Origin of the sequence: Methanothermobacter tenebrarum (genome assembly GCF_023167465.1) — an archaeon.
In the GTDB taxonomy this organism is placed as follows: domain Archaea; phylum Methanobacteriota; class Methanobacteria; order Methanobacteriales; family DSM-23052; genus Methanothermobacter_A; species Methanothermobacter_A tenebrarum.
Genome location: NZ_AP025698.1, coordinates 103747 through 123316, shown reverse-complemented (window position 1 = coordinate 123316; position 19570 = coordinate 103747). Strand labels below are relative to the sequence as shown.

Here is a 19570-nt window from a genome sequence, read left to right as displayed (position 1 = left end):
GCCCCCAAACATCCTATTAAAATCTAATCACACTTTTGTTATAGTGTGAAAGAGGGCGAAGATAACTAGTAGATAGGCTATAGTCCGTATTATTATAAGGGATAATGTATTACTGGGGTACCCTGTCAACTGGGCCAAATGGGACACTCCAAAAAGTCCAAAGGCTAGGCCAATATAAAATAGTAGGGGATTTTCAAATTTCCGGAACCCCCAATATCCCATTACTAGGATTATCATACAAAATATGAAATTAACAGTGAGTATAGGTTCTAGGATGACTGACACATTCATTCACCTCTCATATCACATCTATATTCCCTACCATAAATATCATTGCCCAAAAAAGAAATTTTATCCAATACCCATAAAAGAGGAGAAAACCCAGAAGAAGGGCCAGCAGTTGGAAAAAGGAGACAAAAAAACTGTGAACTACCCCCAGGGTGCTTCGATGATGAGGAGTTGCCGGTATACCATCTAGAGGGGGGGTTCCTTCATGGTCTGGGGGGACTGTCCAGGTCCCGTATACTTGTAATCTCCCCCCCATAGTTTATATATTCATCTCCCCTCCTTGGGGGTGTTTTCCCCGCTGATAAACTTAGAAGAGTATGCTGAGCATGATTGGAGGTGAACGACCCTAAAAATTGCTAAAGAAACCTTCAATAGGGGGACATCCTAGGAGATTTAATTGAAACCGGAGAGCCAATCCGTTATTCTGCGGAGGTGAATGGTAGGCTCCGTTGCCAGAATTACTACAGTCTTATAAAGCGAAGTTAAAAAGACATTAAGGTTTATGTTAATCACGCCTACAATCCCCCCATGGGGTTAAGTCCAACCGTATACAATCTTTAAGTGCTCAAAATGTGATTTCAAAGCCTATAGGGGGACTGTGGGTGGTTGGAATATCCCATTAAGAGCCTTGAAAATGTGGGAGGGTATCCATTCCTTCAAAAAAGTCTGTCAATGAAAATTGGAAGGCTGGAAATTTCCTCCACATAGTAGTTTCAGATATTCCAAAAGTAGAGAGAACGGAAAATATTTAGGTAAGAAGATAAATAAAATCAAGTTACTTATATGATCACCTAGTTTTTTCAAGATCATGGAGGTTTATCAACATGAAAAGATCAAAAGGTTTCAGGAGCAAAACAAGATACAAGCTACAAAAGCCGAAAAGAGGCCGGACAAATCCTATAACAAGAAAAATACAAGACTTCCAAGTAGATGACCTTGTGCATATAATAATAGACCCTAGCATACACAGGGGACAGCCACACCCACGATTCCATGGCAAAACAGGGAGAGTAATTGATAAAATGGGAAAATCCTATGTCGTGGCAATAAAAGATGGTAAAAAGGATAAAAAACTCATCGTAAGACCAGAACATCTCCAATTACAAGAGTGATCCATTATGATAGGGAAGAAGATCCTTGAAACAGAACCTGTGCCCATGGCAGAAGTTAAAGTAATCCTAGAAAAATTCGCAGAGAAACACGAATTCACCTATGAACAGAATCTTGCACTAGAACATGTCAGTAAATTCTCCAAGATAGGCCCCGAGGATGCGCATAAATTAATAGAAGAACTTATGAAACTCCCTAATATAAAAAAGAAGCATGCAGTCCGACTTGCAGATCTCATGCCCGAGGATGTTGCGGATGTGCGTTTAATATTCGCCAAAGAAAGGATACCTATAAAAAATGAGGATTTTGAGAATATCCTGAAAATAATAGAAAAGTACAGATAATACACCAAAATTTTGAGTTGGGTCTTATGGAAGAGTATGCCATCATCCTAGACTATCTCCCATTGGGGTATGTGAGCGAAGGCCTAGGCGGCTTTAAAAGAAGACCAGTAGCCCAGGCCATAGGCAAGGACGAGTTCACACTCCTCGAATTAACACCAAAACCTGGCGTGGACCTTGAAATCCACGAGGAAGTCTATATAGGGAAGGGTAAAAGGGATAAGATAGCTAGGATAAACAGGCGACTCCGTCACAACGAATTAACAGCCACGGCAAGGGTTGAATTACCCTATGTCATCGAAGAGATTATAAGATCAAATGAGGAAAAGTTCGTCAAATTCTTCAACGAGGCAGGACCCATAAGCACGAGACTCCACCAATTAGAACTGTTACCAGGGATTGGTAAAAAGCACATGTGGGACATCCTCAAGGCGCGTGAAGAGAAAAAATTCGAAAGCTTTGAGGATATTAAAAAGAGGGTTCCAATGTTAGCTGACCCGGTTAAATTATTAGTTAAGAGGGTTCTCATGGAATTAGATGTTGATAAGGCGAAAAGGGGTAAAAGGAAATACGTACTTTTCACAAGACCGCCCAGAAAAAGGGTGGAATCAAGGAAATAATGAAGAATCTAGCAACTGAAACTAAAAAGATCCTAAAAGATTATAATATCCGTCTAAATAAAAGGTTAGGTCAACATTACCTTATCGACGATTCTAAAAGGCAGAAAATATTATCCTATGCCGATTTAAAGGATGATGACACTATCCTGGAGATCGGCCCTGGGATTGGAACCCTTACAATCCCCCTAGCTTCACGTGCGGGTAAGGTTATAGCCATTGAAAAGGATAAAAGGATCGCCACAATATTAAAAGACAGGTTAAAGGATTATGAGAATGTTGAATTAATCATAGGCGACGCCTTGAAAATAGATTTTCCGTACTTTAACAAGATAGTGTCGAATCTACCCTATAAGATATCATCACCCATAACCTTCAAGTTACTTGAATATGATTTTGATTTTGGCATTTTAATGTACCAGCGGGAGTTTGCAGAGAGAATGATCGCCAAACCAGGGACCAAGGATTATTCACGCCTTTCAGTAGCCTTATATTTTATGGCCGATATCGAGATCCTAGATTATGTTCCGAGAAGTGCCTTTTTACCCCCGCCAAAGGTTGATTCTGTCATTTTGAAATTAACCCCGAAGGGGAAGATTAATGGAATATTTGAAAGGACTTGCAGGGCCCTCTTCCAACATAAAAGGAAAAAGGCCCGGAATGCCCTTATCGAATCATTCCATGAGATAAGTGCTGATGCGGATCCGAGGAAAATAGTGGAGCTTATAGATCCTAGATTATTGGAGAAAAGGGTTTTCACTCTAACCGCTGAGGAGATTCTTAAGATTTCAAATGAACTTAAGAGGGTAATCTCCTAGCCCCCCTAAGCCTAGGGATCAGCCATGATAAAATACAAGAACTTTAAAATTCGGGTATGTGAAAACGTTTACGCCCCGGCAGAGGACACATTTTTACTCGCAGATAACCTTAGGGTAAGGGAGGGTGATGAAGTCCTTGAAATCGGGACTGGGACTGGTCTAGTGGCTATAGTCGCCGCTGAAAAGGCTAATGTAACGGCCACCGATATAAACCCCCATGCTGTTGAATGTGCGGCGAAAAACGCCGAAATCAACAATGCAAGGATAAGAACATTACAGGGGGATCTTTTCGAACCTGTTAAAGGCGAAAAATTTGATGTTATATTATTTAATGCACCGTATCTTCCAAGTTCGGATGAGGATCTGACAGGTGAGATCATCGACAAGGCCTGGGATGGGGGAGAGGATGGTAGAAGGATAATAGACAAGTTTATCAAGGAAGTTAAAGGTCACCTCAGGGGTGGTGGGATGGTCCAGATGGTGCAGTCATCACTTTCAAACATAGAAAAGACAATAGAAAAATTGGAGGATATGGGATTCTATGTGGAGATCACAGCATCTGAGAGGTTCTTCTATGAGGATATAGTGGTTATAACCGCCATATTACCATGATAGTATACCGTCAAATACTAGGATGGCATCACCCTCCATATAGGCGCCTATTTTATTGTCCATTTTGTAAACTTGGATTTTAAGTTCACCACCAGGAAGATGAACAAGGACTTCCTCATCTAGTCTTCCTATCCTGTTACCTGCAATAACCGTTGCTGTGGCGCCTGTTCCACAGGCTAGTGTAGGTCCAACGCCACGCTCCCATGTAATCATACTAATCTCTGATGGGTCTAGTATTTCAACGAAATGTACATTGATCCTTTCTGGGAAAACGTGATGATTTTCTATGAGGGGTCCGAGTCTTTCCAGGTCCACGGATTCCAGGTCATCCACAAATATGATCGCATGTGGATTACCCACATTGACTGTTGTGAGTTTTATCTTCTGGCCATCAACTTCAAGGTATTCTTCTATGAATTCGTCCTTGGTTGATTTCATCGGTATTTCAGCTGTTTTGAAGGTTGCAAGTCCCATGTCTACACGTGCAGAGACCACCATCCCCTGATTAATGTTTAAATCAACAATTTTGAGGCCTGCGAGGGTTTCTATTTTGAGTTTCTTTTTTCTTATGATGGCATTATCATATACGAACTTGGCAAAGCATCTTATACCATTACCGCACATTTCAGCTTCGCTTCCATCAGCATTAAACACCCTGAACCTTATATCACCTTCTCCTGTTGGGGGTTCTATGAATATGACACCATCGGCTCCGATGGAGAATCTTCGCTGACAGACTTCTGATACAAAATCTGGTTTCTCATCCTCGCTTATACATTCTGCTCTACTCTCATCCACGATTATATAGTCGTTGCCTAGGGCGTGCATTTTAGAAAATAGTATCATCCTTGGCATTCTGTCCACCTGTTATTATTTTAGGAGTCTTGGGGGTATAACCTGTTTGTTTATAAGGTCTGAGAAGTCTTCTCTTTTCCTTATGATCTCGGCTTCACCATCTTTCACGAGGATTTCAGCTGGTCGAGGTCTTGAATTGTATTGTGATGCCATGGAAAACGCGTATGCACCAGCATCTGATATTGCTAGTAGGTCTCCTTCTTTGAGTTTTGGAAGCTTTCTGTCCCTTGCAAAGAGGTCGCCTGATTCGCATAGATTCCCTGCTATATCAATCTTTTCTACTGGTTTTTCATCTGCTCTATTTGCCACGATTATATGATGGTATGAACCATACATTACGGGCCTTATTAGGGTGTTGAAACCTGCATCAACACCAGCAAACTTCCTGTAACCTTCTTTTATAGTGTTAACCCTCGTTAATAGGCAGGCGGCATCCCCCACTATGTATCTTCCAGGTTCAAGGTACATGGCAGGTTCTCCAAGGGAATGTTCTTCTAATTTTTCCATGAAGAGGCCTGTTATCTTCTCAGCGAACTCTTTAATGTCTAATGGTTTTTCATCTGGGTGATATGGTATGCCAAGGCCGCCGCCAAAATCTATGAATTCGAATTCCACCCCTGTGGCCTTTGATACTTTGCCTGCTATGTCCATGAGTTTTTCAACGGCTAACATGAAGGGTTCTGGGTCGAGTATCCCCGAGCCTATATGTGCATGGATTCCTATCGGTTGGAAACCGAGTTCTTGGGCTAAATTGTAAACTTTAGCGGCTTCGTCTTCTCTTATACCGAATTTGCTAAGTTCTCCCCCGGTTATGCAGTGTTCGTGGTGTCCAGCGCCTACCATGGGGTTTATCCTAAATGATATTTTAACATTTTCTGGATCTGTTATCTTTGAGAGTCTTAAAAGCTGCGATTTTGAGTCGATGTTTATCATGGTCCCTGATTCGACTGCGAAGAGTATTTCATCATCTCTAAGATTATTACCAGTGTATAGGATTTTTTCGGGTTTGAAACCTGCGAGCAGGGCCATGTATATTTCGCCGGGGGAGACGGCGTCGATTCCACTACCTTCGTCTTCAAGTATCCTTAGAATCGTAAGGTTAGTATTTGCCTTGCAAGCATATAATATTTGGAAGTTGGGATAGTATCTTGTGAAGGCCTTGTGGAGTCTTTGATAATTTTCTCTTATTCGCCTTTCATCTATGACGTATAATGGTGTGTCATAATCTTCGGCGAGTTTCACTGCATCTGCTCCACCAATTAACAGATGTCCTTTACTATTAACTTCTACATTTAACATGGTACCACCTATAATTTTTTTGGAGGTTTTGGGAAGATGAAACCATTCATACCTGTTGTTAGGGCTTTTATACTAGAGGATGATAGGATATTAGTAGTTAAAAGGGCGGCTGGTTCCAGGACGAACCCTGGATTATGGGAGCTTCCGGGGGGTAAACTGTTAGATGGCGAGACCCTTGACGAAGCACTAGAGAGGGAAGTTTATGAGGAGACGGGTCTTATAGTGTCTCCTATTAGGGTTCTTGGGGCGTTTCAACAAGAGTTTCCCTTTAAGGTGTCTGTGAATATTATCTTCCATGTTAAGGTGGAGGCTGGTATTCTAAGCCTAAGTGATGAACATGAGGCGTCTAAATGGGTTGGAATGGGTGAAATGGGCAATCTTAGAGTTTCTCCTTGGCTTAGTGCCTTCCAGCAATTTTTAGATCGTGGCGAAGATATTATCTAGGACTTCGACAACCTTGTCTATTTCATCTTTTTTTATGATTAGTGGTGGTACGAGTCTTATAACATTATCGGCTGTACAATTTATGAGCACGCCCATTTTTCTCGCTTCATCAACTATTTTATCACATTTCATCCCGAGTTCAACGCCTAACATTAGGCCATGGCCTCTGACATCTTCTATAATATCATATTTGTCCATTAAATATTCTAAGCGCCCTTTAAAGTATTCACCTAATTTTTTGGCGTTCTCTACTAGATTCTCACCTATTATAACTTCTATGGCTGCTATGGCAGCTGCACAACCCAATGGGTTGCCTCCGAATGTTGATCCATGATCTCCAGCCTTAAATGCTGATGCTATCCTCTCATTTGCTAGTACGGCGCCTATAGGGTAGCCTCCCCCCATTGCCTTGGCTACTGTTGTTATATCAGGTTGTACGCCGAAAAGTTCTGATGCGAACATGGCCCCTGTCCTTCCAAAGCCTGTTTGAACCTCATCTAGGATGAAAAGGATATCATTTTCTCTTGCAAGTGCTTGAACGTCTTTTAGGTAGCCTTCTGGTGGGACGACTACTCCTCCTTCGCCTTGGATGGGCTCTAGGAGTATGGCTGCAGTGTCATCTGTGATTGCATTTGCCATGGCTTGGATATCACCATAGGGTACATGTTTGAAACCTGGGGGTAGTGGTTTGAATGGTTCTTTGTACTTGTCTTGTCCGGTTGCTGTTACAGTGGCTAGTGTTCTACCATGGAATGAATTCTCAGCGGCTATTATCTCACCTTTACCAGTATATTTTCTTGCAAGTTTTATAGCGCCCTCGTTCGCCTCCGCGCCACTATTTGCGAAGAATACTCTGTCGTGGGGTGATATGGAGGTGAGTAATTTGGCTAATTCTACCTGTTCCTTGTTATAGTATATGTTGGAACAGTGTATGAGTTTTTGGGCTTGGTGACAGATGGCTAGGGCAACCTTTGGATGTGCATGTCCGATACTGTTCACTGCAACCCCCGCGAAACAGTCAATATATTCATTACCTTCTATGTCCCAGACGCGAGCCCCTTTACCATGTGATAGGACGATGGGCTGGCGAGAATAAGTTTGCATGATATACTTTTTTTCAAGTTTAATTATCTCATCAGTATCCATAAGTCATCTCCCCTTAGCGTATTATCCCCTTGATGTATTCATAGATTGGATGTTCCTTGTTGATGGTGTCCAGGAGGGTTCCGTGGATCCTATAGGGGGGATAGGATCCTCTGGTTGTCCTGATATAACCTTTTTCCACATCTTCCACTTTAAGAATCTTGTCATCTATTATTACTTTTTCACCCTTTTTAAATCCTGAGGATTTCTCTTTAACTATTAGGAACTCATTGACTTTGGGACCCTTTATGATTAAAATTTTGGGTTCAAGGTTTCTTTCATGGATCCTTTGAATGATCTTGTCAAGGTATTCATCTCCCATCTCCTCCCGTATATAAGATCTTATACTATCATCGAGGGCCTTTTTCATCCTAATCCATGCATCAGCTTCTCTACACCCTATCTTGTCGCGGGTGACCCGTTGAGGGCACCTCCAACAATATTTCTCATCCAATGATCTGAGAAGCCTCTTGTAGGATACAAGACATTTCTCCTTGAATTCTTGGATAGTTTCTTTTATCATTGGACACCCTCAAGTATCCCAGATTTTCTGGCATAATTATAAAGATATAATTGCACATAACCAGCATAGTCATTGAACTCGTCCTTTACAAAATCCCTTAACTTTTTATCATCGACACTGAAGAGATGCTTCATTATCCTCTGGATCCATACATCAACAGGGAAGGCTTCAAGTTTCCTGAAACCATAAAGTAGTATGCAATCCGCGACCTTTGGCCCAACACCTGGCAACTTTAGGAGTATATTAAATGCCCTATCATAGTCCATTCTCTTCAAATCTTTAATTGGTATCCTTGAGATCATCCTAGAGGTTCTTATGATGTAACTGGCACGGTATCCCACACCAGCTGAACGCAAGCTGTTATCATCTAGGCCGGCTAGAATGGTTGGCGTGGGGAAACTATAAAATATCCCCTTTGAGAACTGGTATCCTCGCCCCCAGGACCTCTTTATATGGTTTATTGCATTGGTCCAACGTTTTATTGAGCAATTTGCCGAGGCTATGGATGAAATAATACACTCAAAGACGTCCTTGGCAAGGAAGAGTCTAAGCCCCCTTGAATAATCTATTACAGAATCGAGGGGAGGATGAGAGTATAAAAAGTCATAAAATTCTTCAATGTTAAATTTAAGATCAAAAATGTGATTTATCCTCTCTTTAACCTTGTATAATGGTATTTTTTCATGTGCTTCTATGGTTATGTGGAGTTTGTCGTCTGCTTGTTTTATTGTTATAAGGGAAGGTTTATTGTTTACTGTTAAAAGTTCGTTATAGCCTCCTCCATTGGGGTGCCATGGGGGTTGGGACGTCTGGCCACTGTACATTGTAGCTTCAAGGTCGAATTCCTTTGCCTTGATCTTGAAGTCTTTTTGCATCCCCACCAAAACCCCTTTTATAGTCTCACTGGGATCCCCCTCTCCTTTAGGTATTCCTTTACGGTGGGAATAGGGTACTCGTTAAAGTGGAATATGCTCGCAGCTAATGCAGCGTCGGCTTTACCATCTGTGAAAGCTTCGTACATGTGCTCGGGTTCGCCGACACCACCTGATGCTATAACTGGAATGTCCACGTTTTCGCTTACAGCCCTTGTTAAGGGGATGTCATAGCCTTTCTTGGTACCGTCACGGTCCATTGAGGTTAAAAGTATTTCACCAGCTCCCCTTTCTTGGCATTCAACAGCCCATTCTATCGCATCGATGCCAGTGAACTGGCGGCCACCGTAAATGCTGCATTCATACCAGCAGTATCCGTCTTCAACTTCTACTATGAATTTTTCAGCAGATTCTCGAGGATTTTCAACATATCTTCTTTTCGCGTCGATGGCCACGACACAAGCCTGGGATCCCACGATCTCTGAAGCTTCATTGATCAAATCAGGGTTTTTTATTGCGGCGGTGTTGACTGAACATTTATCGGCGCCGGCTTTAAGCATTTTAACGAAATCTTCAGGTTTTCTTATACCCCCGCCTACACAGATTGGTATGAAAACATTCTCTGTTGTGGCCTCGACCACGTGGATCATTGTTTCTCTTCTTTCGTGTGAGGCTGTTATATCTAGGAATACTATCTCATCTGCACCGTCTTCGTAATAGCGGTTCGCGAGTTCAACGGGGTTGCCTGCATATTTTATCTGTTTAAATTCAACACCCTTTACCACCCTTCCCTGGGGTACTTGCAGGTCACAATCAAGGCATGGTATTATCCTCTTTGTAAGCATTTTAGTCACCCTCACATTAAATTGAAGCTGAACTATAAAATAATCTTTTTCATGGCATAATTAGACAATTTTTAGTGATAGTTTTATATAAAACTTTTGATAGAGATAATAAAAGAGATTTTCTTGAATTGGGGGGTTTTTTGAAAAAAGAAAATTTTATTGGTATTATTGGGGGAGTGGGTTTCTTTTTGATCATTTTGTTTATTCTAAATTTCAATTCAGATTTTGATCAAAAATTAATTGAGGATGTGGAGTCTGGCGTGTCAGCAGATGAACTGATATAGAAAAGGAAACTGAAAGGGAGAGATTAGAGGCGGAAAAACGTCTTGAATCCCATCTCTGGGATATGAAATATTGGAGACAATCTAATTTACCACCTGAAGAAGAGCTCAAATATGACATAGAAATATATAATGCACAAATGAGATTTATTTCAGAGTATGATAAAGTCAGAAAGCAATTTGTTAAAGGGGGATATCTAAAGAGGAATTTTTAGCAAAGATTAAATATTTAGAGATTTCCAAAACATGACAAGGTGGAAAAAGTTATAATCTAGTAGGAACTTGTTTAATGTGGGGGGTTACAATCAAACAACTTGATGATCCTTATTTTGATTTACAAGCCGAGGTTGATTTCACACACCATCCTGGTGGTTTAAAAGCAACTAAAAAGCTTATTGGGTTATGTCATATAACTGATGCCTCATATGTTTTAGATGTTGGTTGTGGTGTGGGAAAAACTGTATGCTATCTTGCAAAAACAATAGGATGTAAAGTTTTTGGCGTGGACAAAAAATGAGAGGATGGTTAAAAAGGCTAATGAAAGGGCGAAAGGGAATAAAATTGAACATCTGGTTAATATTATCACTGCAGACGCCCATAAATTGCCATTTCCAAGAAATAAGTTCGACTCGCTTATAAGCGAGTCAGTAATCGCGTTTACAGGAGATAAAATAAAAGTACTAAAAGAGTATATGCATGTAACCAAACCAGGTGGATATGTGGGGCTAAACGAAATAACGTGGATCAAAGAAAACCCTCCAAAATCTCTAGTTAGATATCTGATCTACAATGCTGGAGGAGCAACCCCAAAAAGCCCAAATGGGTGGAAAAAATTGCTCGAAGATTCTGGATTAAAAACTATCACAAGTGAAATCCATCCTTTAGATTATCCAAGCCATGAAAATGAATCTGAGGATTCATCCAAGGCAAGGCACAAGCTTATAGCCTTATATTTTAAAGAACCATCCTATAGAAGAGACATACTAAAAACTATAATAGGAACATGGCAAATGCCTGATAACCTTTTTGAGTACATGGGATATGGAATATATTGTTGTCAAAAAGGAGATAATATGAGAGGTCATTGAATGTTTAATATTTTTGTGTTGGCTTTAATGGCCATACTCGCTGGAATAGCTATAAGAAACTTCTATGTTATATTTTCACAAAAATCTAAAATAACAGAGACTACAAGAGTCAATAAGCCCAAAAAATCCTTTGCAAATCTCTTCTTGCCGAAGGATCGGCACATCATAATAGAGGATTATGAGAAGACTTTTGGAAGGGAAGATTTTTTAGGCGTTCTCCTACCTGATGATCTGGTATTTATCGGGAAAGAACATTTCAAAATTACTAGAATGGATGATGGATTCTACATCGAAGACCTAGACACAAAAAATGGTACAACAATAAACGGAAACGAAATAAAAGGCTCTGGGAAGATAAAATTGGAGAACCGAGATGAAATATTAGTGGCGAAAACATTACCCATCAAATACTTAGAGAATAAGATGAGTTGGATCATGTGAGGCTATCAGGCTATATTAGATTGATAATTTTCATTTCTTTCTTAATTATACCCATAATTGCCACCCCAAACATTGTCATGGCCCAGGATGATATTAGGATCCTTTTTGATGAAACCGGACCATATGGGAAGTATTATACTATATATAATCTTGGACCATATGGTGCATCAAGTTTCGCCACTTTATTGGAGGATAATGGGGCTACTGTTTCCAGAATAACCGAAGCGCCTTTAACCTATGAAAAACTTGAAAACTATGACGTTTTGATTTTAATGGCCCCTGGACGCAATTATACTGACCAGGAAATAAAGGATATCAAGAAATTTGTAAATAACGGTGGTGGGTTACTCCTCGTGGGTGAGCCTTGGGGTCCCCAGGATGGTGATAAAAATTATGCATTTAATAAAATCGCAAGAAGCTTTGGCGTGGATTTGACATTCAACGAGATAATCGTAGACACAAAACATAATATGGGCATCTCTAGAGTCATAAAAACTGATAATATCAGGTCACATCCTATAACAGCAAATATATCTGAGATTTATTATATTACAGGGGCTTATCAGGATCCCGGAGCGGCTGAGGTTTTAGTTTATTCTGATGCAGATTCTTGGTCTGATCATGGTTATGTAACTAGTGAGGGAGAATCAGCAAACAATGAAATAAAAGAAGCCGATGAAGCAAAAGGACCTCTTCCACTTATCTCTGCCATGGAATATGGGAGAGGAAAGATAATATTTATAGGTTCTGCGCAGACATTCGTTAATGCTTGGCTCTATAGGAGTAATGGGTGGAAATTAGGCCTCAATTCTGTTAACTGGCTTGTTGATCGTCCTGCCCCCTCTAACTACGAGGTGGCGGGTTTAATCTCTCCCACTTTGGGGGATTTGAGTTACAGAATCTTTACAATGATTATTTTCACCTTAATTTTAGGCGCTGGTTTGATATTTAAAATAAAGAGGGACGATAAAACGGAAATCTTAAAAACGATTAAAAATTGGAAATTTAATAGTCTAATCGGTGTGAATGCAATTTTCGCGGTCATTTCAGTCCTTTTATTCATCCCTATAAACTTATATCTACTCAATAGTTCAATACCAGAATTCTATGACCCTTATTTTGCCTATACACTAATTATAACTGGCGTTTTGCTTTTGTTCTTTAATTCTATGATAGTCTATAACATGATCCATAGGAGAAGACTTGTAATCAATCACTCATATTTTAATATTAGCATTCTCTTATTTTTCGCTGGTTTAACAATGATTCTTGGGGATATATTCTCATTCCCAATGATGTTCATATTTACAATAGGCAGTTTTTTCCTACTTGTCCCCTTTTTGGTTAATCTGTGGATCATAAGGGGATATGGTCCAGACCTCATAATAGAAGGTAAGGAATTTGATCAACTGAAAAGATTATCAGTAAAATCATTACCCTTCGAGCTTCATGCATATATGATGATCCGATGCTCATTGGGGATGGTGGATTCGGGCGAGTTTCAAAGCCACTCGTAAAGACGGGAAAGAGGTGGCTATTAAAATACCAAAGTCTTTTGATAAGAAATCTGAGAAGATTTTTGTATCAGAGGTTTCCAATTGGAGCAAATTAGACCATCCAAACATCGTGAAACTTTACGATTTTAAGATTTTACCCATTCCATATATTGAAATGGAGTTCTGCGAAGAATCTGTTCCAATTTAAAGTATCCTTTTAAAAAGGCGGTTTCAATTGTCCATGATGTTGCAAAGGGGCTTCAATATGCGCATGGGAAAAATATCATCCATGGGGATGTGAAAACATCCAATATACTAGGCCATGATGGAATTTACAAGATTTCTGATTGGGGTTTGAGCAAATTAAAAATAGGCGAATCTGTAACATTATCAGGGGCCACGCCCCAGTATGCGGCTCCCGAGCAAATTTCCCAAGAATTCGGTAAAGCGGATGAAAGGACAGACATTTACCAGCTTGGTATCGTATTCTATGAACTCGTAACAGGGGATATACCATTCAAGGGTGAAATGTCAGAATTATATACTTCTATTCTCAACACCTTGCCAACACCTCCATCAGATATTAATCCAAGTGCGAGTATGGTGGAGAATATCATCATGAAATGTTTATCTAAAAATAAGGAGGATAGGTATTCTTGTATGGGCGAATTAATCGAAGAACTTGAAAAATCCTACAAACTTGGGTCTTCAGATTCGAAGACTATGAAAATTCCCTAGACTAGTCTAGATATTTAACCATTTTTAGAAGATCTTTCCCATTTTTGATCTTACTTTCCAGGTCTAGTTTAACATACGCTCTTTTACCCATGGTGTAACTTGATGCAACGACTAATTGTCTTTCGTTTGTCAATTCAACCCCATTAACGGGCGTGTGTCCTACTATCATGGCATTGCATCCAATATTTTCCAAAAAAGAGTCTATGTCCTCCTTTGTATAATCACCATATCTGTTCCATAAAAGTTCAAACAATTTCCTGTTCTTTGAATAACCTGCATTGGTGATTTGGATTATCTCATCGATATCATCTATATACCTTGGCGGTCCTGCATGGCTAATAAAAACTTTATTCCCGGTTTTAACAGCTACCGGTAACTTTTTAAAAAATTTGATGTAATTTTCTAATTTATCCTCCCATTGGATTCCAAATTTTTGTTTAAGTAGGGTTTCAAAATTTAAAGTCAGGTTTATACCTGCCTTGTAAATTTCTGTTTTAGATATGAGTGACCATTCATGATTACCTAAGAGCAGGTGGAAATTTTTGGAATTTTCAAATTTATATTTCGCCGAATCCAGTATTTCTATGGATTTATCATTTTTAAGGTCCATTCCATGGATGAGATCACCGGTCTGGATCAGATGATTGTCTCTGTCCCTGAAATTTTCCCATATATCCATAAATCGGTTATAGTCATCTATGTTACCATGAATATCTGTAATAACAAGCGCTTTGCCCTTTTTGGGCAATTCAATCAATTTTCGATTATTAAACATGAAATTAATATAATTTATTAATATTTAAATTTTCGTATTTCTTTCTCTCTTTACATTTATTTCAGAAGGACATGTCCCACTTATACTTACAAAGCCTGCCTGTTTTTTGTTCTTGTCAAAAAAATTAAAAATCGTATTCTCTCTTTTATCGCGGTGTCTCTAAGAACCCATACCTTCCCAAAATTTTTGTAAATTTTTAGATGGCCTGTGAAATTATTTGGATTAAATAAAAGAATTTATAAAATATAATAGACAAAGATAATTGTGGAAGTTGATTTTTTCTGAGGGCCCGTGGTCTAGTCTGGAATAGGACGTGGGACTTCGGATCCCAAGGTCCCGGGTTCAAATCCCGGCGGGTCCGCTCATTCTATTTTATGAAACTCTAATCTTTTTTTACAGGGAAGTTTTCTTTATGGTGAATTTGATGGAAAAAATTATATATTAAAAGATTTAAATGTTTGGATACGGATGGTGTGTGATGAGCATAACAGAAATCCTACTAGCAGGATTATATGCCTTGGAGAATATCTCTCAGCACATGTCCTCACCTGCCTAGTACCAGCATTTTTCATTGCAGGTGCAATAAGCGTGTTCCTATCAAAAGAAGCTGTTTTAAAATACTTAGGCCCCCAAGCCAAAAAGATAGTTTCATATGGTGTTGCATCAGTTTCAGGGTCGATATTAGCAGTATGTTCTTGCACAATACTACCATTATTTGCAGGTATACTCCGTAGAGGGGCTGGATTAGGCCCTGCTACAACATTCCTCTATTCAAGTCCCGCCATTAATATACTGGCTATTGTTTACACAGCAGCTGTATTAGGGTATGATCTGGGCGCTGCGAGGGCCATAGGGGCCATTTCAATGTCTCTTGTCATCGGATTTATCATGGCAACAATATTCAGGGGAGAGGAAAAAAAGAGGACAACTTCGATGGCGGCTGCGGTCTCTGAAAAAGTAGAGGGTGGTTTACTCGGAAAATTATCCGTATTTTCTTTACTTGTTTTGATCTTAGTTGTTGGAGCGTCAAAAATCGCACCAACACCAAAGGTAGTATCACTTTTGCTCTTCATAGTCTTGTTAATTGTCTGCCTTTTAAAATGGTTTACAACAGAGGATATAAGGGAATGGTTAGGGGAAACTTGGTCGTTCTTCAAGATGATATTCCCACTACTTTTAGTGGGGGTGTTCATAGCCGGGATACTCCAGGTGATCTTACCCCAAAGGATAGTTGAGGTTTACCTAGGTGGTGAAGGCATTCTACCAAATCTATTCGCGTCAATTATAGGCGCTTTAATGTATTTCGCAACCCTCACAGAAGTCCCTATAATAAAAACCTTAATGAATCTAGGAATGGGCAGGGGACCGGCATTAACACTTTTACTTGCAGGTCCAAGCCTAAGCCTCCCAAACATGATGGTCATAGGAAGAATAATGGGCATCAAAAAATTAATCGTATACATACTACTCGTAGTGATCATATCAGCATTAGTAGGATATGCCTATGGGAACATATTCTAGGGGGGAATCTAAGGATGGAAGTTGTAGTAAAAATCTTCGGGACAACACCACCTTGTCAAAAGTGTAAATTGGCTGAAAAGATAGCGGATAGGATGGCTAAAAAGTTCAAAAGTATTAAAGTAGAAAGATTCGATGCGTTAAGTGAAGAGGGGGACAAATATGGTGTAATGGTCACGCCAGCCATAGTGGTAAATGACAAGATCATCGCCACGGGAAAAGTCCCCTCAGAAGAAAAAATGGAGGAAATAATCAAAAAGGAACTAGAAGGATAGCATGGGGGGATGCAAATGGTTAAAATTGAAGTATTTACTGCCGAGCCGCCATGTCCAGGTTGCCTGAAACTACTAGAATTAGCGGATGAAATCCAAAAAGAATACCCTGACATAGAGGTTATAAAGCATGTCGGACCATCAGAGGCCTATGAGAGATATAATTTGACTGTTGTCCCGGCTGTGGTCGCGGAAGAAGGTTTGATCAAGGTAATGGGGGTTTGCCCAAGTAAGGAGACAATGATTGCAATACTAAAGGAGATGGGAGTGTAGAATATGACTGTGAAAGTTGAAGTTTTCACATCAGAACCGCCCTGTTCTGGAGGACGCCTACTACTAAAAGTTATAGATGAAATAAAAAAAAGAATACGGGGACAAAATCAACATTAAAATATATAAGGGGCCTAGTGAAAAAAACAGAAGCTTATGATATAAAAACAACCCCCGCGGTGGTTACAGACGAGGATATCAGGGTGATCGGCGTCTGTCCAAACAAAGAAACCTTGAAGGATGCTCTGAGAGAGGCTGGGGTATCCTAAAGATCCCCACACACGAGATCCTATAACTTTAAAGGTTAAGAACCGTTCCCTAGATCAAGTAGAATTTCAAAAAAATTCATGGAGTAGGATGTGAAACTTCGCCAAAAAGTCCTGTTCAGTGGCCCTTGAAGGTGAAGGGATACCCTGCTTATCCTCTACTATTTTTGAATTTCACTATTGTTGTTGAAAGATAATTCGCATCTTTTATAAAGCCTTCCTGGATCTTTTCATCTTCCATGCTACAATTCTGGACAGATATTATCTTCTTTGCCCTTGGGTCTTCAGCTATTATATTCTCCAATTCACCTCCATGTCTTGGGGTTTTCATTATAATACAAGTGTCAGCATAGGATATTATCTCTTTGAATCTCTCATCGACCCTAGGCAACACTACTAGTATTTCATCACCTTCAACTAGTGTCATGGAAGCGCTGGCAGCACAACTTGTAAATGACGTTACACCTGGTACCATTTCAACCTTGAATCCAAGATCTTCTACACGGCTTTGAAGATAAGAAAACGTACTATACAATGAGGGATCGCCAAGTGTTACGAATGCAACATCATCCCCCTTTGATAGTTCATTGATAACAAGCCCGGCAGCCTCATCCCAATGTCGCTCAAGCTCATCAACATCCCTTGTCATTGGGAATACGGGTTCGAGCAGCCTATAATCATCCCTATCAGCCAACACACCCTTAATTATCGAAAGGGCCCTGCTAGGTTTATCCTCAGAGGATCTTGGCGCGCATATCACCGGCACACTCCCAAGAATCCTAACAGCCTTGACTGTGAGAAGTTCACTATCCCCAGGCCCTACACCAACACCAATAAGCTTTCCATTATCCAATCTCAACACCAAAAAATCCCTATCATCTTATAAGATTATATATCTAACCCACAATAAAAAAGTCCATGTAAAAGACTATCCTGTGCCCAGAGTATGAAAAACTGCATATGCTAAAAAATAGAATAGGAGGGCTAACATTCCCCAGTAAAATCCTAAAATTATCCCGGGAAGATCTTAAAAAAGATTATCCCCATATACCAGATCAGATCATAGAGAATTTCCCATTTCAAAAGCCAAGACCCGGCCAATTAGATATAATAGATGACATCTATGAGGCCATAGAAGAAGGCTACAAGTATATCATCCTAGAGGCCGGGACCGGAACAGGAAAATCAGCGATAGCAGTTACACTCGCAAGGATATACCAGCCCGCGTATATCCTTACAATGACGAAACAACTGCAAGACCAATATGCTCAGGAATTTAGGATCCCAACTGTTAAAGGGAGAGCAAATTTTTATTGCAGAAATGATGATTTTGAATCCACCTGTGACATCGGAACATGTCAAACCACACCATCATCTGAAGATTTCCACTGCCCATATGGTGTAAACCGGGGGGAGACACTATTCTTCAAAAAATTAGCATTCAGGGACTCCCACGGGGGTAAGTTTTACTTCAGGTCAAGTGAACATTGCCAATATTGGGAGCAGAAAGCTGATGGTATAAACAGTCCCATAACCCTTATGAATTATGATTACGCCCTCCTAGAATTAAATTACGTGGGCCACTTTGGAAAAAGGGAATTGATGGTGTTGGATGAAGCCCATAACATAGAAAACAAGCTCATGCAAAGACTTGAAGTAAACCTTTCCAATAAAAGACTGGAAAAGGATATAAAAAAGAGAATACCCCAATCAATGTTCGAAGAAGACGACCCAAGAGAGTGGATACTCCCATTAGAGGCCATATCACAGGATTACAAGGACCTGGACAAGAGTCAGATGCCGAAAAGGCGGGCTAATAGGATGAAGAGGATGATAAAACGCCTAGACGAGCTTAAAAAGAGCCTTGAAAACGAACCAGAAAATTGGGTTATAGACACAGAAAACGAGAAAGTATCATTCAAGCCACTCCAGGTCACTAAATATGCCCCAGATTACCTCTTCTCACATGCGAACACATGCTTGTTTATGAGTGCAACAATACTCTCAGATAGAATGTTCTGTCAATGGCTTGGCATCAACCCCAAGGAATCATACTTTATAAAAGTTGACAGTCCATTCCCGGCCTCGAGACGACCCATAGAATTAAAACTTGTCGGAAAAATGTCGAAGAATAGGATAAAGGACACAGCACCCAAAACCCTTCCCATATTAAAAAGGATACTAGAAAGGCACAAATATGACAAGGGACTCATACACACCCACAATTATCGTTGCCAAAAATTTATACTAGATAATATGGATGATAAACGCCTCATAGGACATAATACAGCCAACCGCGAAGAGATGTTAGATTATTTCGAAAAAAGCAACGCACCACTGGTCCTTGTGAGCCCATCAATGAGTGAGGGCGTCGACCTCCCCTATGATAAATGCAGGTTCCAAGTGATCTATAAAATACCATTTCCCTATCTTGGAGACAAACAAGTTAACACTCGGCAACAAAGAGACAAAAAATGGTACGCCTACAAAACCGTCATGACCCTCATGCAAGCCTATGGTAGGGGCATGCGCGCCCATGACGATGAATGTTACACTTATATCCTCGACGCCAATATAACAATGCTCTTCAGAAGCCCACTATACCGCGCACTGTTACCAGAATTCTTCAAAGAAGCCATAATACCCAAATAAACCTAC

At 40.1% G+C, this 19570-nt stretch carries 26 protein-coding genes and 1 tRNA gene; 19 read left to right on the top strand and 8 right to left on the bottom strand.

Going from position 1 to position 19570, the window contains the following annotated elements; genetic code table 11:
* The first annotated feature begins 1112 nt into the window (after positions 1–1112).
* From MTTB_RS00600 to MTTB_RS00580, 5 genes are read left to right on the top strand one after another with little or no spacing between them, the layout of a single operon-like run.
* Positions 1113–1400, top strand: a complete 288-nt coding sequence (locus tag MTTB_RS00600) for a 50S ribosomal protein L21e (RefSeq protein ID WP_248564617.1) — start codon at positions 1113–1115, stop codon at positions 1398–1400.
* A gap of 6 nt (positions 1401–1406) precedes the next feature.
* A complete protein-coding gene (locus MTTB_RS00595) occupies positions 1407–1742 on the top strand; it encodes an RNA polymerase Rpb4 family protein (RefSeq protein WP_248564616.1) in 336 nt (111 codons plus the stop codon).
* Positions 1743–1768: 26 nt separating this feature from the next.
* On the top strand, positions 1769–2359 hold the full coding sequence (locus MTTB_RS00590) for a DUF655 domain-containing protein (RefSeq protein ID WP_248564615.1): 591 nt from the start codon (positions 1769–1771) through the stop codon (positions 2357–2359).
* Positions 2359–3174, top strand: coding sequence for a 16S rRNA (adenine(1518)-N(6)/adenine(1519)-N(6))-dimethyltransferase RsmA (rsmA, locus tag MTTB_RS00585; RefSeq protein WP_248564614.1), 816 nt, complete (start codon positions 2359–2361; stop codon positions 3172–3174). Before MTTB_RS00590 ends, rsmA begins: the two co-directional genes overlap by 1 nt.
* Positions 3175–3198: 24 nt before the next feature.
* Positions 3199–3786, top strand: a complete 588-nt coding sequence (locus MTTB_RS00580) for a HemK2/MTQ2 family protein methyltransferase (protein ID WP_248564613.1) — start codon at positions 3199–3201, stop codon at positions 3784–3786.
* Here the strand turns inward: MTTB_RS00580 and dapF are convergent.
* Positions 3778–4641: a diaminopimelate epimerase gene (gene dapF, locus MTTB_RS00575; RefSeq protein WP_248564612.1), complete on the bottom strand. Its 864-nt coding sequence runs from the start codon at positions 4639–4641 to the stop codon at positions 3778–3780. The genes MTTB_RS00580 and dapF overlap by 9 nt on opposite strands.
* 15 nt (positions 4642–4656) lie before the next feature.
* Positions 4657–5940, bottom strand: coding sequence for a diaminopimelate decarboxylase (lysA, locus tag MTTB_RS00570; protein WP_248564611.1), 1284 nt, complete (start codon positions 5938–5940; stop codon positions 4657–4659).
* 36 nt (positions 5941–5976) lie between these two features.
* Here lysA and MTTB_RS00565 point away from each other — a divergent pair, with 36 nt between their 5' ends.
* Positions 5977–6384, top strand: a complete 408-nt coding sequence (locus MTTB_RS00565; RefSeq protein ID WP_248564610.1) for an NUDIX domain-containing protein — start codon at positions 5977–5979, stop codon at positions 6382–6384.
* Here the strand turns inward: MTTB_RS00565 and MTTB_RS00560 are convergent.
* The 4 genes from MTTB_RS00560 to hisF are packed head-to-tail and all read right to left on the bottom strand — an operon-like array spanning position 6358 to position 9767.
* Positions 6358–7530, bottom strand: coding sequence for an acetylornithine transaminase (locus MTTB_RS00560; RefSeq protein ID WP_248564609.1), 1173 nt, complete (start codon positions 7528–7530; stop codon positions 6358–6360). The genes MTTB_RS00565 and MTTB_RS00560 overlap by 27 nt on opposite strands.
* Before the next feature lie 13 nt (positions 7531–7543).
* Positions 7544–8050: a hypothetical protein gene (locus tag MTTB_RS00555; RefSeq protein WP_248564608.1), complete on the bottom strand. Its 507-nt coding sequence runs from the start codon at positions 8048–8050 to the stop codon at positions 7544–7546.
* A complete protein-coding gene (locus tag MTTB_RS00550; RefSeq protein WP_248564607.1) occupies positions 8047–8925 on the bottom strand; it encodes a DNA glycosylase in 879 nt (292 codons plus the stop codon). The genes MTTB_RS00555 and MTTB_RS00550 overlap by 4 nt, the downstream gene beginning before the upstream one ends.
* Positions 8926–8942: 17 nt before the next feature.
* Entirely contained in the window at positions 8943–9767 is an 825-nt protein-coding gene (gene hisF, locus MTTB_RS00545; protein WP_248564606.1) for an imidazole glycerol phosphate synthase subunit HisF, read from the bottom strand.
* Between the two features lie 140 nt (positions 9768–9907).
* Between hisF and MTTB_RS00540 the strand changes: the two genes are divergently transcribed.
* The 7 genes from MTTB_RS00540 (at position 9908) to MTTB_RS00515 (ending at position 13811) form a co-directional block, all read left to right on the top strand.
* Positions 9908–10051, top strand: a complete 144-nt coding sequence (locus MTTB_RS00540; RefSeq protein WP_248564605.1) for a hypothetical protein — start codon at positions 9908–9910, stop codon at positions 10049–10051.
* A 286-nt stretch (positions 10052–10337) separates the two neighbouring features.
* Positions 10338–10565, top strand: coding sequence for a class I SAM-dependent methyltransferase (locus MTTB_RS00535; protein WP_248564604.1), 228 nt, complete (start codon positions 10338–10340; stop codon positions 10563–10565).
* 4 nt (positions 10566–10569) lie between these two features.
* Positions 10570–11136: a class I SAM-dependent methyltransferase gene (locus tag MTTB_RS00530; RefSeq protein ID WP_248564603.1), complete on the top strand. Its 567-nt coding sequence runs from the start codon at positions 10570–10572 to the stop codon at positions 11134–11136.
* Positions 11137–11577: an FHA domain-containing protein gene (locus MTTB_RS00525; RefSeq protein ID WP_248564602.1), complete on the top strand. Its 441-nt coding sequence runs from the start codon at positions 11137–11139 to the stop codon at positions 11575–11577. It begins immediately after the preceding gene.
* Positions 11574–13094: a DUF4350 domain-containing protein gene (locus MTTB_RS00520; protein ID WP_248564601.1), complete on the top strand. Its 1521-nt coding sequence runs from the start codon at positions 11574–11576 to the stop codon at positions 13092–13094. The genes MTTB_RS00525 and MTTB_RS00520 overlap by 4 nt, the downstream gene beginning before the upstream one ends.
* Before the next feature lie 13 nt (positions 13095–13107).
* A complete protein-coding gene (locus tag MTTB_RS08420) occupies positions 13108–13281 on the top strand; it encodes a hypothetical protein (protein ID WP_428343368.1) in 174 nt (57 codons plus the stop codon).
* Complete coding sequence (locus tag MTTB_RS00515; protein ID WP_345894028.1) at positions 13257–13811, top strand: serine/threonine-protein kinase; 555 nt, start codon at positions 13257–13259, stop codon at positions 13809–13811. Before MTTB_RS08420 ends, MTTB_RS00515 begins: the two co-directional genes overlap by 25 nt.
* Position 13812: 1 nt before the next feature.
* Here MTTB_RS00515 and MTTB_RS00510 read toward each other — a convergent pair whose 3' ends face one another.
* Positions 13813–14586 carry a metallophosphoesterase gene (locus MTTB_RS00510; protein ID WP_282570362.1) on the bottom strand — a complete coding sequence of 258 codons (774 nt, stop codon included), beginning with the start codon at positions 14584–14586 and terminating at the stop codon, positions 13813–13815.
* Between the two features lie 285 nt (positions 14587–14871).
* Here MTTB_RS00510 and MTTB_RS00505 point away from each other — a divergent pair.
* The 5 genes from MTTB_RS00505 to MTTB_RS08320 all read left to right on the top strand — a co-directional run bounded on the left by MTTB_RS00505 (position 14872) and on the right by MTTB_RS08320 (position 16915).
* A tRNA-Arg gene (locus MTTB_RS00505) sits at positions 14872–14947 on the top strand.
* 107 nt (positions 14948–15054) lie between these two features.
* Positions 15055–16107 (top strand): permease, encoded by a 1053-nt coding sequence (locus MTTB_RS00500; protein WP_248564599.1) that lies wholly within the window; start codon positions 15055–15057, stop codon positions 16105–16107.
* Between the two features lie 14 nt (positions 16108–16121).
* Entirely contained in the window at positions 16122–16379 is a 258-nt protein-coding gene (locus tag MTTB_RS00495) for a thioredoxin family protein (RefSeq protein ID WP_248564598.1), read from the top strand.
* A 15-nt stretch (positions 16380–16394) separates the two neighbouring features.
* Positions 16395–16649 carry a thioredoxin family protein gene (locus tag MTTB_RS00490; RefSeq protein ID WP_248564597.1) on the top strand — a complete coding sequence of 85 codons (255 nt, stop codon included), beginning with the start codon at positions 16395–16397 and terminating at the stop codon, positions 16647–16649.
* Between the two features lie 134 nt (positions 16650–16783).
* The gene (locus MTTB_RS08320; RefSeq protein ID WP_282570361.1) at positions 16784–16915 is read left to right on the top strand and encodes a hypothetical protein; all 132 of its coding nucleotides are present in this window, start codon (positions 16784–16786) and stop codon (positions 16913–16915) included.
* A 148-nt stretch (positions 16916–17063) separates the two neighbouring features.
* On the opposite strand, the gene cobI is transcribed toward MTTB_RS08320, so the two are convergent.
* Positions 17064–17765 carry a precorrin-2 C(20)-methyltransferase gene (gene cobI, locus MTTB_RS00485; RefSeq protein ID WP_248564596.1) on the bottom strand — a complete coding sequence of 234 codons (702 nt, stop codon included), beginning with the start codon at positions 17763–17765 and terminating at the stop codon, positions 17064–17066.
* A gap of 107 nt (positions 17766–17872) precedes the next feature.
* Here cobI and MTTB_RS00480 point away from each other — a divergent pair, with 107 nt between their 5' ends.
* Positions 17873–19564, top strand: coding sequence for a helicase C-terminal domain-containing protein (locus MTTB_RS00480; protein ID WP_248564595.1), 1692 nt, complete (start codon positions 17873–17875; stop codon positions 19562–19564).
* The last annotated feature ends 6 nt before the right edge of the window (positions 19565–19570 follow it).

Coding starts and splice junctions, on each gene's coding strand:
- MTTB_RS00600 (WP_248564617.1), top strand. CDS start 1,113: ATGAAAAGATCAAAAGGTTTCAGGAGCAAAACAAGATACAAGCTACAA.
- MTTB_RS00595 (WP_248564616.1), top strand. CDS start 1,407: ATGATAGGGAAGAAGATCCTTGAAACAGAACCTGTGCCCATGGCAGAA.
- MTTB_RS00590 (WP_248564615.1), top strand. CDS start 1,769: ATGGAAGAGTATGCCATCATCCTAGACTATCTCCCATTGGGGTATGTG.
- rsmA (WP_248564614.1), top strand. CDS start 2,359: ATGAAGAATCTAGCAACTGAAACTAAAAAGATCCTAAAAGATTATAAT.
- MTTB_RS00580 (WP_248564613.1), top strand. CDS start 3,199: ATGATAAAATACAAGAACTTTAAAATTCGGGTATGTGAAAACGTTTAC.
- dapF (WP_248564612.1), bottom strand. CDS start 4,641: ATGCCAAGGATGATACTATTTTCTAAAATGCACGCCCTAGGCAACGAC.
- lysA (WP_248564611.1), bottom strand. CDS start 5,940: ATGTTAAATGTAGAAGTTAATAGTAAAGGACATCTGTTAATTGGTGGA.
- MTTB_RS00565 (WP_248564610.1), top strand. CDS start 5,977: ATGAAACCATTCATACCTGTTGTTAGGGCTTTTATACTAGAGGATGAT.
- MTTB_RS00560 (WP_248564609.1), bottom strand. CDS start 7,530: ATGGATACTGATGAGATAATTAAACTTGAAAAAAAGTATATCATGCAA.
- MTTB_RS00555 (WP_248564608.1), bottom strand. CDS start 8,050: ATGATAAAAGAAACTATCCAAGAATTCAAGGAGAAATGTCTTGTATCC.
- MTTB_RS00550 (WP_248564607.1), bottom strand. CDS start 8,925: ATGCAAAAAGACTTCAAGATCAAGGCAAAGGAATTCGACCTTGAAGCT.
- hisF (WP_248564606.1), bottom strand. CDS start 9,767: ATGCTTACAAAGAGGATAATACCATGCCTTGATTGTGACCTGCAAGTA.
- MTTB_RS00535 (WP_248564604.1), top strand. CDS start 10,338: ATGTGGGGGGTTACAATCAAACAACTTGATGATCCTTATTTTGATTTA.
- MTTB_RS00530 (WP_248564603.1), top strand. CDS start 10,570: ATGGTTAAAAAGGCTAATGAAAGGGCGAAAGGGAATAAAATTGAACAT.
- MTTB_RS00525 (WP_248564602.1), top strand. CDS start 11,137: ATGTTTAATATTTTTGTGTTGGCTTTAATGGCCATACTCGCTGGAATA.
- MTTB_RS00510 (WP_282570362.1), bottom strand. CDS start 14,586: ATGTTTAATAATCGAAAATTGATTGAATTGCCCAAAAAGGGCAAAGCG.
- MTTB_RS00500 (WP_248564599.1), top strand. CDS start 15,055: ATGGTGTGTGATGAGCATAACAGAAATCCTACTAGCAGGATTATATGC.
- MTTB_RS00495 (WP_248564598.1), top strand. CDS start 16,122: ATGGAAGTTGTAGTAAAAATCTTCGGGACAACACCACCTTGTCAAAAG.
- MTTB_RS00490 (WP_248564597.1), top strand. CDS start 16,395: ATGGTTAAAATTGAAGTATTTACTGCCGAGCCGCCATGTCCAGGTTGC.
- MTTB_RS00480 (WP_248564595.1), top strand. CDS start 17,873: ATGCTAAAAAATAGAATAGGAGGGCTAACATTCCCCAGTAAAATCCTA.